The sequence below is a fragment of the Nostoc sp. CALU 546 genome, from assembly GCF_048836525.1.
The window spans coordinates 1-13,987 of record NZ_JAWJTF010000061.1 but is presented as its reverse complement, the minus strand read 5'-3'; the positions used below and the strand labels follow the sequence as shown (position 1 = coordinate 13,987).

Below are 13,987 nucleotides of genomic sequence, written 5' to 3'. Positions count from 1 at the left end.
CTTTACCTAGAAGTGCGACACCGAATAGCCCGTCGTAGACATCGCACTCCTTATTCTTCATCCCGATATAACTCTTGCAAGTCTTGTAACTGAGTCTTTCGGGAAATCCGGCGATATTTTTTACTTTCTAACTTGGGTTCGTATTGACTCTGCCCTTTGCCTTTACTTTTGCTTTTTAACTTCATGGTGGATTCTGGATCAGCTTGTTGGTGCAGCTGAGTTTGATGAGCGATCGCAGCGTCCAAAAATTCTAAATAATGTTCATATCGTTCCCAGTCTCCCCGCACCGCACATTCAGGCTCGTCTCGATGCAGACAATCACTAAATCGACAGCTAGCAACTGCTAACCGCTTTCTGGCTTCTGGGAAATAATGGATTAATTCGTCTGGTATACAATCCATGTCCGGCTGATTAAAACCGGGAGTGTCTGCCAGCAAACCACCGCTAGGCAACTCAAATAATTCTATATGGCGAGTGGTATGACGACCACGAGCCAGTTTACCAGAAACTTCTCCGACTCGCAGCTTGGCAGAGTCAATTAGCGTATTAATCAAGCTGGATTTGCCAACGCCGGAAGGCCCAGCGATTACAGTAATTTTATTGCTCAAATATTTGGCTGCTTGGTCAGTATTAATACCATCTTTAACACTGATAAATATTGGTTCATAGCCCCAACCGAGCAGGCGATCGCTAACTTGTTGCTGTTCCTGCAATGAAACTAAATCACTTTTATTCAAACATAAAAGCACATCTAAACCAGTAGACTCAGCCTTAATTAGAAACCGACTGAGTTGATAAGGTTCCAAAGGTGGATCGGCAACGGCAAATACCAATAGGATTTGGTTGACATTGGCGATCGCCGGACGATCTAATTCGCTTTGACGGGGTAAAACATCAGCGATCGCACCCCGTCCCCCAGCCCAATCTGGTTCTTCTACCACAACGCGATCGCCTACCATCACCTGTTGTCCGATTTTTTTCAGACGTGTTCGCCGGGTACAGAGAAGCAGGGGAGGCAAGGGGGCAGAGGGGCAGAGGGGCAGAGGGGCATTTAAATTCAGTTTCTCCTCTGCTCCCCTACTCCTCTGCTCCCCTGCCTCTTGATCCAGCTGTACTCGGTAAAAATTAGCCTGTACAGCCACCACCGTACCCAATAACTGTCCAGTTACGGAAAAATTTTCCCCTGTCATTGGCCAGCAAGTGGACGGCGCACTAACAGAGAAAAATAACCAGCACAATCTGTAATTTGTTCCACCTGATAACCTGCCATTGTCAGACTATCGGGAACTTGCTCAATCGGCTCACCAGGGTCTAGCCAGACTTCTAGCAAACCTCCCAATGGCATTTTTTCCAGACGTAATTTTGTCCGTACAAAATTAATTGGGCAAGGGGTGCCGCGTAAATCAAGTTGAGCATCGGGAGTTGAAACAGAAGAGGGCTTGATCACTTAAATAAATTTCCCAAAAATCCTTCTAGACCGCCTTTACCAGTGCGATCTCCCTTAATTTTAGCCAGCTTCTCCAACAGTTCCCTCTCCTCTGGGGTGACTTTATTGGGAATATCAATTAATACGTTCAGCATGTGATCCCCACGACTGACGGGATTACCCAAGCGGGGTACGCCACGATTTTCCAACTTCATCACCGTATTCGGCTGGGTTCCAGCTGGAATGATTAGTTCCACTGGGCCATCTACCGTATCTACCTCTAACCGACAACCTAAAATTGCTTGCAGGTAGCTAACTTTGATTTCCGAGAGAATATTAATCCCATCCCGTTGGAATTCTTCGTCCTCATTGACGAACAAGTAAACATACAAATCCCCAGGAGGGCCGCCGCGCTGACCGGAATCTCCTTCACTAGAAATCCGTAAGCGTGTGCCATTATCCACCCCAGCCGGAATGGTAATTTTGAGTTTCTTTGTGACTTGATTTGCGCCCTTACCATCACAGGCATCACACTTATCTTCAATGACCATCCCAGTGCCATTACAGGTGGGACAAGTCGAGACTTGGGTGAAACTGCCAAAGGGTGTTCTCGTGACACGGCGGACTTGACCAGAACCGCTACAAGTTGAACAAGTCCGAGGGCGGGTTCCAGGTTTAGCACCAGAACCGCTACAGACTTCACAATTTTCTAAATGTGAAATGCGAATTTCTTTTTCGCCACCAAATACCGCTTCCCGAAAGTCTAACTTCAGGTCTAGCCGCAGGTCATCGCCCCTCGCAGGCCCACTGCGCCGTCTTTGTTGCGTGGGATTACCCATACCGCCAGCAAAGCCACTAAAAATGCTTTCAAAGATATCGGCAAAACCACCCATATCGCCGACATCTTGAAAGCCCGAGCCAGCAGCACCCGACACACCCTCTGGCCCAAAGCGATCGTAACGAGCGCGGGTTTCGGGTTCCGAGAGTACCTCATAAGCGCGGTTAATTTCTTTAAAGCGATCCTCCGCCCCCGGTTCTTTGTTCACATCTGGGTGATATTTCCGGGCTAAACGGCGATAGGCTTGTTTGATTTCTTCTTTGTCGGTGTCACGAGAGACACCCAGGATTTCATAATAGTCGCGGGCCATATAGCAAAGGTAAAAGTTAGAAGGAAGAAAGCAGAAGTCAGTAGAACGTCACTCACGGTCGCTTGCTACTTTACGGGAAGGCGTTTTGCTTTACAGATATGCAAGAGCAACACAGTATCCTTTAAAGGGAAGCTTGCCGGAGTACAGGCAGAAGATAAAATTAATTTTTGTTAATAACTGATTTTACCCTTTACCTTTTACAAAAATCACCGACAAATCTTGAGCACAGGTGCTTTCCTCGTGGGAGACGACAAAAGCTATAGAAGTTAAGAACAGGGGAAGCCTCTGCTCAGACTTCTCACTGCCGAGTCGGCTGTCTCTTTTACAATTGTGCTACTTAGGAGAGGAAAACCCCGCCCATCAACCAGAGGGGCTAGCCGCACCATTAGGTGTGGAAAACCACCCTTACAATGGAAGTCCATTTGAACTGGCACATTGCCTAGCTCAAAGTAATTTGCTTCTACAATCTAGCAAACCGCTGGGGTCTTGTGAAACTTCGCTAAATATTTAGATATAGCTAAGTGCTGAGTGCTGAGTGGTGAGTGCTGAGTAAAAACCCAGTTGTTTCAAGACTTTGAGCAATCAACACTGTCCTAATCTGTGTGACTACGGCTATATATTAAAATGTCTTAATGAAAATTTGCAACTTAGTGAGTAGGGAAAAAGCAAAGAGCAAGGGAGAAGAATTTTCCGCTCTCCACCAATGCCCCATTCCCAATGCCCAATGCCCAATGCCCCATTCCCCATTCCCAACCCTTAATCTATCGCCTCATAATCAGCCTGTGCAGTACTTTCTTCGTCAAAATCAAAATTGAATTGTGGTATTAGTGTGCCATTCATTGGTGAGTCTACTTCTGGGGTAAAGTGACTACCTGAAGACTCCTCAATCTCATCACTTTGATTGTTAGCTCGATTGTAGACATCAGCACCAATTGCAAACAGGGTTTGTTGGAAGTCGTCTAAGCGCTGCTTAAATTCCACTGTGGAAATGCTGGAGTCAATCATTGCAGCTTGGAGTTGTGAAACTTTTTCACTAGCCAAGGTTTTCATCTGGTCGCCGATAAAGTTGCTATTATCCTTGATGGTGGATTCATAGCTGAACAACAGATTATCTGCTTGGTTTTTGAGTTCAACCAGTTCTTTACGTCTTCTATCTTCTTCGGAAAACAGTTCGGCTTCTTGGCGCATCCGTTCGACTTCGTTGGTACTCAAGCCACCTGTATTGGTAATCCTAATACTCTGTTCTCTACCAGTACCTTTGTCTTGGGCAGAAACCTTCAGGATGCCATTAACATCGATTTCAAAGGATACTTCAATTTGCGGTACACCACGCGGCGATGGGGGAATTCCTGCTAGTAGAAACTTGCCGAGACTCTTGTTGTCTCGTGACATTGCCCGTTCGCCTTGGAGGATATGAATTTCTACCGACGTTTGCCCATCAACTGCTGTGGAAAAAACTTGTGATCTACTCGTAGGAATTGTGGTGTTGCGCTCAATAATTTTGGTGAATACTTCACCCAAGGTTTCAATTCCCAAAGACAGAGGGGTGACATCCAATAGTAAGAGATTATCGACTTCGCCACCCAATACACCTGCTTGGATAGCCGCTCCTAATGCTACAGCTTCGTCAGGGTTGATGGAGCGATCAGGGGCTTTGCCGTTGAAAAACTTAATCAGGGCGTTTTGGACTGCGGGAATACGCGTAGAACCACCTACCAAAATAATTCGATCTATGGCTGATGGTTTGAGATCCGCATCTTTGAGCGCTTGGATCATCGGTTCGATGGTGGCTTCAATCAATTTCCCTGCCAGTTCTTCAAATTTCGAGCGGCTGAGTTCCATCTCCAGATGCTTTGGCCCGCCGTCATCAGCTGTGATAAATGGCAAGTTGATGGAAGTACTTACCATACTGGAGAGTTCAATTTTTGCCTTTTCCGCTGCTTCCCGCAGACGTTGCAACGCCATCTTGTCTTTGGAAAGGTCGATTTTCTCTTGTTCCTGAAAGCGTTCCATCATCCAAAGAACGATCGCATTATCAAAGTCGTCTCCACCCAAGTGGTTGTTACCACAAGTCGCTTTAACTTCAAAAACGCCATCCCCAAGTTGTAGGATCGATACGTCAAAAGTACCGCCTCCCAAGTCAAATACTAAAATTAGCTGCTCTTGGTCTTGCTTTTCTAATCCGAAAGCTAAAGCCGCAGCTGTTGGTTCATTAATGATTCGTAGGACTTCTAATCCTGCGATCGTGCCAGCATCTTTAGTGGCTTGTCTTTGAGCATCCGTAAAATATGCTGGTACGGTGATCACTGCTTGAGTGACTTCCTCACCCAAGAAATTTTCTGCATCCTGCTTCAGCTTTTGCAGGATCATGGCAGATAGTTCTTGTGGCGTGTAGTTTTTTGAGCGAATTTGGACATCAACGGTATCATCTCGACCTTTGACACAGTTGTAGGGGACGCGATCGCGTTCTACTTCAGTGTCTTCCCAACGTCGCCCTATAAATCGTTTAATACTGTAAATTGTGTTTTCAGCATTGGTTACGGCTTGGCGCTTTGCCAATTGACCAACCAAGCGATCGCCACTTTTCCCAAATCCCACAATACTTGGAGTAGTTCGTCCACCTTCAGAATTGGAGATCACCAGTGGTTGACCGCCCTCCAAAACTGCGACGCAACTGTTAGTAGTGCCTAAGTCGATCCCAATAACTTTTCCCATATTTGACAGTATTTTTACTGAGTCTTTCTGCTGTAATGTGTCGCGGACTAATACCATTTTGGATTTTAGATTTTAGATTTTGGATTGTGAAACATTCATTGGATAAGTGTTTCAGTTTTCCATCTGTCGCAATCATTTTTCAAATTGGTATAACTTTTTTGCTCTGAACCAAGGCTAGCGGATAACGTCTGTGCAACCCCTGTTGCTGATAGCAAGAGAGAAGGTGAAACACAGAGAGTTATCCAAAGCCTTGTCTTTGTATAGGTACGCGATGCTCGTCCTTGCTAGAACCCAGGCACTTGAGGTCAGCGAGGCGAGCGATTACAGCTTAACTGTTGGCTGAACTCGACTGATCTTCTGATGCCGCAGGGCTATCTTCCTTGGGAGCAGCTACTTTTACCATTGCATGGCGTAGCACGCGATCGCCTAAGAAGTATCCGCGCACTAACTCTTCTAACACTGTTCCTTCAGGATGTTCATCCGTAGGTTCCCGCATTACTGCTTCATGCAAGTTAGGATCAAATTCTTGACCTTCAGGACGCATTGGTGATACACCCAAGCGCTTCAGGCTATCTACTAATTGTTTGTAAACGCCTTGGTAACTTTTGTGCATGGTCATTTCGCCATCAGATTGAGGTTTCAGGTGCGATCGCGCCCGCTCAAAATTATCGACCACTGGCAGTAATTCCAAAATCGTGTTCCGCTTCACCTGCAACTCTAGGTCTTCTTTTTCTTTACTAGTGCGTTTCCGGTAATTCTCAAAATCAGCGGCAATCCGCATATATTGAGTACTACGCTCCTCTAGTTGCGTTTTAACGGACTCGATTTGTTGAGTTAGTTCTGCCAAAGCTGCTGTTTCCACTTCAGTTTTCTCAGTTGCAGCGACGCTATTTTCAGAATTGAGAGTAGCAGCATCCCCTGACATATTTGTTTGGGCTGCCACTTGCTCTGTCACCTCGCTTCCAGATTCATTGAAATTAATTTGGGCTGGGGAGTCACTCTTCATTGCTTGCTTTACCTCTGTTGGTTCACCCAATTGCTGGCTTGTATTGTTTATCTGTTTATTTTCATCCATCATTATCTACTCATTCCAGATCCTATTTATGGCAGTGTATCTCCACAGCTTGCAACCGTCGTCATCCACGACGTGCCGCTGAGGCTGATTTTATTGCCGACAAGTTCCTGGAACTGATATAACCGTCATCTTATTGTGACAAATGGTGAACACGTTAGCCCAGACGCCACTAAGGCGGGAACCCGAACGGGTAGGACTGGGGATTGGGGATTGGAGATTGGGGAGATTGGTAAATAGATCCGCGCTATAGGGGTTTAACAATAATGAGTAGAAAATTGTGGGTTTTGAGACGAGATCAATCGCCGTCTCTAAAAGTATTTTGGTCTTATAGGACTCATATTTGATTTGGTGAAAAAACTCAGTACAACTAAGAAGCCTTCTTGACTGTAGCAAGATTGCTATTGCCTGCCTACGCAAATTAGTTCAGAAATCAAAGCGGATTCCTATAGCTGAACTGTATTGAGCTATCGCTAACAGAACTGTTTCAGAGACTTATGACTTTTTTGGCAAATGAGAATTCTGTCTCACAGCCTGGGAATACTTTAAGCAGAGGTTTCCCTACTCATTCGCTCATTTATGAACTCGTCACCACAACGGCGCAGTACCGCTCTAACTACCAGAACAGAGTTTTCGCCCTTTGGCAACAAGCTAGTGCAATCTGGCTATGTCAATACCGAACAGATGAGGCAGGCATTAATTGAAAGCCGCAAATCTGGCAGACCCTTAACGGAAGTCTTAGAGTCAATCACTGGGCAACAACTATCGCCTGAGTTGCTTAGGCAATACAAAAAACAACAGCTATTTGAACTGAAAATACTATACGGAGTTGAATTCCTTGATCCGGAAGTCAACTCCGTTGGCAACACGATGATGGGGAACCTGATTGAAACCCTCATCCCAGTGGATATCTGTCGTCGTCATCGTTTAGTACCACTATCGAAACACGAAGACCAAACCCCACCCTCAGTTTTAGTGGCGATGGTCGCTCCAGATAATCTAGAGGCTTCCGATGACCTGAACCGCATTTTGCGCCCGCAAGGCTTGGCGTTGCAGCGCATGGTGATTACCCAGGAAGACTATCAACAGCTAATCAACCAATATCTGGATGAAATGGCTGTTAAGCAGAAGCACCTGGAACAAGAAAAGTTTACAGATATTAATCAGGATTTAGAAAACCTCGGAAATCTCGATCTTGCCGATGCTCCTGAAGAAATGGAGGCTGATCTAGGGGCAGCGATGAAGGGTGCAGAGGATGCCCCAGTCATCAACCTAGTTAACAGAATCCTGGCTAAAGCTTTGCATGAGGGCGTTTCTGATATTCATATAGAACCGCAAGAAGAAAACTTACGCATTCGCTTTCGGAAGGATGGCGTATTGCGTGAAGCTTTTGATCCCCTACCGAAAAAAATCATCCCAGCGGTGACAGCCCGATTTAAGATCATCTCCAATCTAGACATTGCTGAACGCCGTCTACCCCAGGATGGACGCATCCGGCGGATGTTTGAGGGACGCAAAGTGGATTTCCGGGTGAATACCTTACCCAGTCGCTACGGGGAAAAGGTGGTACTGCGGATTTTGGATAACTCCTCCACCCAACTGGGATTAAATAAGTTAATTACCGATCCAGAGACTTTAGATATTGTCAAGGATATGGTCAGCCGTCCCTTTGGGCTAATTTTGGTGACTGGGCCAACTGGTTCTGGGAAAACAACCTCGCTATATTCTGCACTCTCAGAAAAGAATGATCCTGGTATTAATATCAGTACTGTAGAAGACCCAATTGAGTATAGCCTTCCAGGGATTACTCAAGTACAGGTGATTCGGGAAAAAGGGCTAGATTTTGCTACCGCATTGCGGGCTTTCTTACGGCAAGATCCAGATGTGCTACTGGTGGGTGAAACGCGGGATAAAGAAACGGCAAAAACAGCAATTGAAGCTGCCTTGACCGGTCACTTAGTATTAACAACCTTACATACCAATGATGCCCCAGGTGCGATTGCTCGTTTGGGAGAAATGGGGATTGAGCCTTTCATGGTTTCTAGTTCCCTAATTGGCGTTCTAGCTCAACGTCTGGTACGGCGTGTATGTTCTGAATGTCGCATTCCCTACACTCCCACAACCGAAGAACTGGCTCGTTATGGTCTATCAGCTTCATCTGATGTGGGAGTCACCTTCTATAAAGCTAACACCTTGACATTAGATGCGATCGCAGATGCCAAAGGCAAAAATCAACTTTGCCCAAAATGTAATGGTATCGGCTACAAAGGGCGTTGTGGTGTGTATGAAGTCATGCGAGTCACCGAAAACCTGCAAACCCTGATCAACGAAGATGCACCCACGGAACGCATCAAGGAAGTGGCAATAGAAGAGGGCATGAAAACCTTGCTGGCTTACAGTTTGGATTTAGTGCGTGAAGGTTCCACCACTCTAGAAGAAGTAGAACGAGTGACGTTTACCGATACTGGTTTGGAAGCAGAGTTAAAAGCCAAACGCAAGACTGGTCTTACCTGTCGGACTTGCGAGGCCACATTGAAACAAGAATGGCTGGATTGTCCTTACTGTATGACAGCTCGGTTTTAAGACTAGTCATTAGTCATTAGTCATTGGTCGATGCCTCGTAAATTTAAACAAATGACAAAGGACAACTGACAAAGGACAAATAACAAATATTAAGAGGAAACATAACTATGGAAATGATGATTGAAGATTTGATGGAGCAACTGATTGAATTGGGTGGCTCGGATATGCATTTATCCGCAGGTTTGCCTCCCTATTTCCGCATCAGTGGTAAACTCACCCCCATAGGTGAGGATGTATTGACAGCCGATCAATGTCAAAGGCTGATTTTTAGTATGCTCAACAACACCCAGCGTAAAACTCTAGAGCAAAACTGGGAGTTGGATTGTTCTTATGGTGTTAAGGGTTTAGCTCGCTTTCGGGTCAATGTCTATAAAGAACGTGGTTCTTATGCTGCTTGCTTACGGGCATTAAGTTCTAAGATTCCTAACTTTGAAAAATTAGGTTTGCCAGATATTGTGCGGGAAATGACAGATAAGCCCAGAGGGCTAATTCTGGTAACAGGCCCTACAGGTTCCGGTAAGACAACTACCCTAGCGGCAATGATTGACTTGATTAACCGCACCAAGGCAGAGCATATTTTGACGGTGGAAGACCCAATTGAATTTGTCTACGAACCAATAAAAAGCTTGGTTCACCAGCGGCAACTGGGTGAAGATACTAAGAGCTTTGCTAATGCCTTGAAAGCAGCTTTGCGGGAAGATCCAGACATCGTTCTGGTGGGAGAAATGCGCGATTTGGAAACGATTTCTTTGGCAATTTCCGCTGCGGAAACAGGACACTTGGTATTTGGCACGCTACACACCAGTTCTGCCGCACAGACAGTTGACCGGATTATTGACGTTTTCCCCCATGAAAGACAAACCCAAGTGCGGGTGCAGTTGTCTAACTCCTTAGTGGCGGTATTTAGCCAAACCTTGGTGTCTAAGAAAAACCCTAAACCCAATGAATATGGTCGGGTGATGGCTCAAGAAATTCTGATTGTTACTCCTGCTATTTCTAACTTGATTCGAGAAGGCAAAACATCTCAAATTTACTCAGCTATTCAAACTGGCGGCAAATTGGGAATGCAAACCCTGGAGAAGGTTTTAGCCGATTTTTACAAAGCAGGAACGATTTCTTTTGAAGCGGCGATGTCTAAAACTTCTAAGCCAGATGAAATCCAACGTCTCATTGGTAATTCTACACCGCAGGCAGCTGCCGCAGGTGCGAAACCTGGTGCGACTGCCAAAGCGCATTAAAGGAACTGGGGAAATGAGGAGGATGAGGGAGTAGAGAGGAAGTTGCAGTAAGTCTTTCCCTTATGCCCCTCAAAAGTTCCCAGTTATGAGTGCTGAGTTGGGAATCTCACTTCTTTACTCAGAACGGGATAAACACCCCGCAACCGCTAACGGAATTGTTTTGCCACATGCCCAATAAATAACGACTATTTTGAAAAAATTAATTTATGCCAAACTACGTTGCCCGTGTTCGGGATTCTCAAGGAAAATCCCGAACGGAAAAAATTGTTGCAGAATCCTTGACGCAAGCTCGTACTAATCTCAGAGATCAAGGTTTTGTAATCCAAGAACTCAAGCAATCTCAGGGATTTCAGCCAGATGTTGCCTTCAAAAAATTCCAGAATTCCTTAGTGAAGGTTTCTGTGAAGGACAAAGCCGTTTTTTCTCGTCAATTTGCCGTTTTGATGAATGCGGGAGTTGCGATCGTTAGAAGTCTGGGGGTGCTTTCTGAACAGTGTAGTAATACTAAATTGAAACAAGCCCTTGTGGAAATTAGTACCGATGTTCAAAGCGGAATGAATCTTTCAGAGTCAATGCGGAAGCATCCTGACTGCTTTGATGGATTATATGTGAGTATGATTCAAGCTGGCGAAGTTGGTGGTGTTCTAGACGAAGTATTAAATCGTTTAGCCAAGTTATTAGAAGATGTTGCTCGCCTACAAAACCAAATTAAATCAGCATTATCTTATCCCACGGTCGTAGGTTTCATCGCAGTTGCTATCTTTCTTGGTATGACCATTTTTCTCATTCCCGTTTTTGCGAAGATTTTTACAGAAATCGGAACTGAATTACCAGCTCTAACACAATTTTTGATGGATGCTAGTCAATTTTTGAGAAGCCCGAAAGTTTTCGTACTCATCGCTATTCTTGTAGGACTGAAAATTGCCTATGCACAATACGCTAAGACTCCTGTTGGTCGCATCACAATTGATCGTCTTTCCCTCAAGATGCCGTTGTTTGGTGACTTAATTCAAAAATCTTCGGTTGCCCGCTTTAGCCGGACTTTTGGTTCTTTGACTCGTTCAGGTGTACCAATTTTAACTTGTTTGGAAATTGTCCGAGATACATCAGGAAACCAAGTAATTGCCAATGCCATAGATGCAGCCCGCATGGAGATTCAACAAGGAGGAATGATTAGCCTTGCTTTACAAAAAGATGCCGTTTTTCCGGCTATGGCAATTCAGATGATTAGTATCGGAGAAGAAACTGGAGAATTAGATGCCATGTTGATGAAAGTTGCCGATTTTTATGAAGATGAAGTCGAGCAAGCTGTAAAAGCAATGACTAGTATTTTAGAACCAGTGATGATTGTAGTTTTAGGGGGAATGGTTGGAACCATTTTGTTAGCGATGTATCTACCGATGTTTGCGGTATTTGAAAAGCTGGGATAAAGGATTAATAGCGGAGCTGAAGACGCTCCGGCTACCGTTAATAGTTAGAAGTTATGAGTTAGGAATTAATTTTTTTATTCCTAACTCTTAACTCTTAACTGATTAATTTTATTCTTAACTCTTAAGTCCTCACTATTTAAGAAACTATGACTGTGCAAAAATCTCAGTACGAAGCGAGTTTGGCAGAGTACAGCAATCATCTAGCTGCGATCGCCTTACTAAAGCAATATCGGCCCTACTTGGAGATGATTCCCAGTCTGCGCCGTCCTGATGAAAGTGTCATCACTATCCCCTTGCCAATTGTTCGGCTTCGCAACACTGCTACAACAGCCCCACAAACGATTTGCTTACCCTGTGATGTGGCAATTTTGATGTGCGATCCTGAGTGGAAAATCAAAACTGGAGCCGAAATTTTAGTTTTTATTCATCGTGCTCACGAAGACTTTTCTGATTTGTTGGGACGTTGGCGACAAACCCAAGTTTTCCTCGATAATGATTATGAGTGGCTGATGCCTCTCCGGCACAGTCATATTTTGAGTGAGGGAGCGAATACCATATATCCTTTGTTTGTCGTTTTTAGTGAGACTTCAGAACGCATCCAAAGGGGCCTTGTGGGAGCCGAACTCCCATTTATTATCCAAACACCAGATTTGCTACTTGAGGAAAATTTCACAGATATCTTCTCTCCAGAAATTCCACCAGCTTAGAAAAAGTTAGGAAATATATAGGAATTCGCTTTGATTTCTGAACTAATTTGCGTAGGTAGGCAAATCAAATATGAGTCTTATACCAGTTTTGTATTAAAAGACATATTAGTACTTAAGTACAAAATTGAACTTTGGACACAAATATTGAATCTGCACTCTAGCAGTAAAGTGGCAGACTTAAAGACAGCGACATAAAAGAGCCACAAGTATCTTTAATTCAAGGTTTGTAGTGATGGCTGAAGCCATCATTACAAGCAAATATTAATATTTTTATTTATAGCAATACGATTTGATGTTTGAAAAAAATTAAGTATACGTAGAGTGCGTTAGAAATTTGTTCTAACGCACCAAATTCTTTGGACGGTGTGTTATGCAACTCTTTCACACCCTACGTGTATTTCAATAAAATAACATAGTTTGATTTATTCTTGCCGACTTAGCTAGTTATACAAAAATTTATTTTTACTTTTTGAATTTTTAATAGGAGAGTAATGAGGATTTGGCAAAGATTCAGTAATCTTACTGTTGCCAATAAATAATTGTCGTAGAATTAGAGACATTTCAGAGCAGATATTTTATACTAATGAATCGTTTTTCTCAGAAAATAACGAATTCTCAAGAGAGCATTTCACAACAAACTCAGTTGGGTCAGATGTGTGGTTCTAAACGTCTATTTCGCGATCGCTATGAAATACTGCAAATTTTGGGTAGAGGTGGTTTTGGCATCACGTTTTTAGCCAAAAATGCCGTATTACCAGGGAATCCCCTGTGTGTCATTAAACAACTTTCTCCAAAAGTGACTAGTCCCCAAAGTTGGCAAAGAGCATGTACACGCTTTGAAAAAGAAGCAAGAACTTTGGGCCAACTCGGTAGTCATTCGCAAATTCCCATGCTACTAGACTACTTTCAAGCAAATGGAGAGTTTTTTTTAATTCAAGAATATGTGCCGGGTTTGACTTTGGCACGAGAAGTGCGGCAAAATGGGCCTAAAAGCGAAGCCTCTGTCAAACAGTTTTTGCAAGAATTATTACCTGTATTACAGTATCTTCATAAACATCATGTGATTCATCGCGATATTAAGCCCCAGAATTTATTGCGGTGTGAGTATGACGGGCGGGTAGTGCTAATTGATTTTGGTGCAGTGAAACAGCAATTAGTTAATGCTTGTGAAAACTCTATCAATCAAGCTGCAAACACCAACTTTATCGGAACTAGAGGATTTGCACCACCAGAACAGTTTTCTCTACGTCCAGTTTATGCCAGTGATATTTATGCACTGGGTGTAACTTGTATTTATATGTTGACTGCTAAAAGTCCTTTAGAATTTGACTACGATCCCAATACTGGTGAAATATGCTGGCAAAAACAGCTAAATATTAGCGACAGTTTCGCCCAGATTTTAGCAAAAATGGTGAAACTTACGTTAGATGAACGGTTTAAGAGCGCTGAGGAAGTGATGAAAGCTTTAAGTTACGAAAGCTATTTACCTACTTTGGCTAACTGTCTAACTACCCAAAAATTAAATAATAAAAGTATTACACAGCACGAAATTACACAACATGAAAATTATGATGTATACGTGCCACCTGTAGCCAGAACTGCAAGTGCCATTCGGAAATGGAGATCAAGGCTTAAGGAAACAAGGTAGCATATAGGACTCATATTTGA

At 43.8% G+C, this 13,987-nt stretch carries 10 protein-coding genes; 5 read left to right on the top strand and 5 right to left on the bottom strand.

Features of this window, described 5'->3' with window-relative positions:
* Positions 1-50: 50 nt before the first annotated feature.
* From rsgA to grpE, 5 genes are all read right to left on the bottom strand, one after another.
* Positions 51-1,190 carry a small ribosomal subunit biogenesis GTPase RsgA gene (gene rsgA / locus RRG12_RS25865; RefSeq protein WP_420761141.1) on the bottom strand — a complete coding sequence of 380 codons (1,140 nt, stop codon included), beginning with the start codon at positions 1,188-1,190 and terminating at the stop codon, positions 51-53.
* Positions 1,187-1,444: a sulfurtransferase TusA family protein gene (locus tag RRG12_RS25860; protein WP_069070283.1), complete on the bottom strand. Its 258-nt coding sequence runs from the start codon at positions 1,442-1,444 to the stop codon at positions 1,187-1,189. Before RRG12_RS25860 ends, rsgA begins: the two co-directional genes overlap by 4 nt.
* Positions 1,444-2,574 (bottom strand): molecular chaperone DnaJ, encoded by a 1,131-nt coding sequence (dnaJ, locus tag RRG12_RS25855; RefSeq protein ID WP_069070215.1) that lies wholly within the window; start codon positions 2,572-2,574, stop codon positions 1,444-1,446. Before dnaJ ends, RRG12_RS25860 begins: the two co-directional genes overlap by 1 nt.
* A gap of 756 nt (positions 2,575-3,330) precedes the next feature.
* The gene (dnaK, locus tag RRG12_RS25850; RefSeq protein WP_420761166.1) at positions 3,331-5,289 is read right to left on the bottom strand and encodes a molecular chaperone DnaK; all 1,959 of its coding nucleotides are present in this window, start codon (positions 5,287-5,289) and stop codon (positions 3,331-3,333) included.
* Positions 5,290-5,617: 328 nt separating this feature from the next.
* The gene (grpE, locus tag RRG12_RS25845) at positions 5,618-6,367 is read right to left on the bottom strand and encodes a nucleotide exchange factor GrpE (RefSeq protein WP_420761140.1); all 750 of its coding nucleotides are present in this window, start codon (positions 6,365-6,367) and stop codon (positions 5,618-5,620) included.
* 573 nt (positions 6,368-6,940) lie between these two features.
* On the opposite strand from grpE, the gene RRG12_RS25840 reads away from it, so the two are divergent.
* From RRG12_RS25840 to RRG12_RS25820, 5 genes are all read left to right on the top strand, one after another.
* Entirely contained in the window at positions 6,941-8,944 is a 2,004-nt protein-coding gene (locus tag RRG12_RS25840; RefSeq protein WP_069070218.1) for a GspE/PulE family protein, read from the top strand.
* Positions 8,945-9,051: 107 nt separating this feature from the next.
* Positions 9,052-10,182, top strand: a complete 1,131-nt coding sequence (locus tag RRG12_RS25835; protein WP_069070219.1) for a type IV pilus twitching motility protein PilT — start codon at positions 9,052-9,054, stop codon at positions 10,180-10,182.
* A gap of 206 nt (positions 10,183-10,388) precedes the next feature.
* Positions 10,389-11,612: a type II secretion system F family protein gene (locus RRG12_RS25830; RefSeq protein ID WP_420761139.1), complete on the top strand. Its 1,224-nt coding sequence runs from the start codon at positions 10,389-10,391 to the stop codon at positions 11,610-11,612.
* Between the two features lie 146 nt (positions 11,613-11,758).
* Entirely contained in the window at positions 11,759-12,319 is a 561-nt protein-coding gene (locus RRG12_RS25825; RefSeq protein ID WP_420761138.1) for a hypothetical protein, read from the top strand.
* A 583-nt stretch (positions 12,320-12,902) separates the two neighbouring features.
* Positions 12,903-13,967, top strand: coding sequence for a protein kinase domain-containing protein (locus RRG12_RS25820; RefSeq protein ID WP_420761137.1), 1,065 nt, complete (start codon positions 12,903-12,905; stop codon positions 13,965-13,967).
* Positions 13,968-13,987 lie beyond the last annotated feature (20 nt).

Excerpts from the sequence above, each read along its gene's own strand:
- rsgA (WP_420761141.1), bottom strand. The coding sequence starts at position 1,190 with ATGACAGGGGAAAATTTTTCCGTAACTGGACAGTTATTGGGTACGGTG.
- dnaJ (WP_069070215.1), bottom strand. The coding sequence starts at position 2,574 with ATGGCCCGCGACTATTATGAAATCCTGGGTGTCTCTCGTGACACCGAC.
- dnaK (WP_420761166.1), bottom strand. The coding sequence starts at position 5,289 with ATGGGAAAAGTTATTGGGATCGACTTAGGCACTACTAACAGTTGCGTC.
- grpE (WP_420761140.1), bottom strand. The coding sequence starts at position 6,367 with ATGATGGATGAAAATAAACAGATAAACAATACAAGCCAGCAATTGGGT.
- RRG12_RS25840 (WP_069070218.1), top strand. The coding sequence starts at position 6,941 with ATGAACTCGTCACCACAACGGCGCAGTACCGCTCTAACTACCAGAACA.
- RRG12_RS25835 (WP_069070219.1), top strand. The coding sequence starts at position 9,052 with ATGGAAATGATGATTGAAGATTTGATGGAGCAACTGATTGAATTGGGT.
- RRG12_RS25830 (WP_420761139.1), top strand. The coding sequence starts at position 10,389 with ATGCCAAACTACGTTGCCCGTGTTCGGGATTCTCAAGGAAAATCCCGA.
- RRG12_RS25825 (WP_420761138.1), top strand. The coding sequence starts at position 11,759 with ATGACTGTGCAAAAATCTCAGTACGAAGCGAGTTTGGCAGAGTACAGC.
- RRG12_RS25820 (WP_420761137.1), top strand. The coding sequence starts at position 12,903 with ATGAATCGTTTTTCTCAGAAAATAACGAATTCTCAAGAGAGCATTTCA.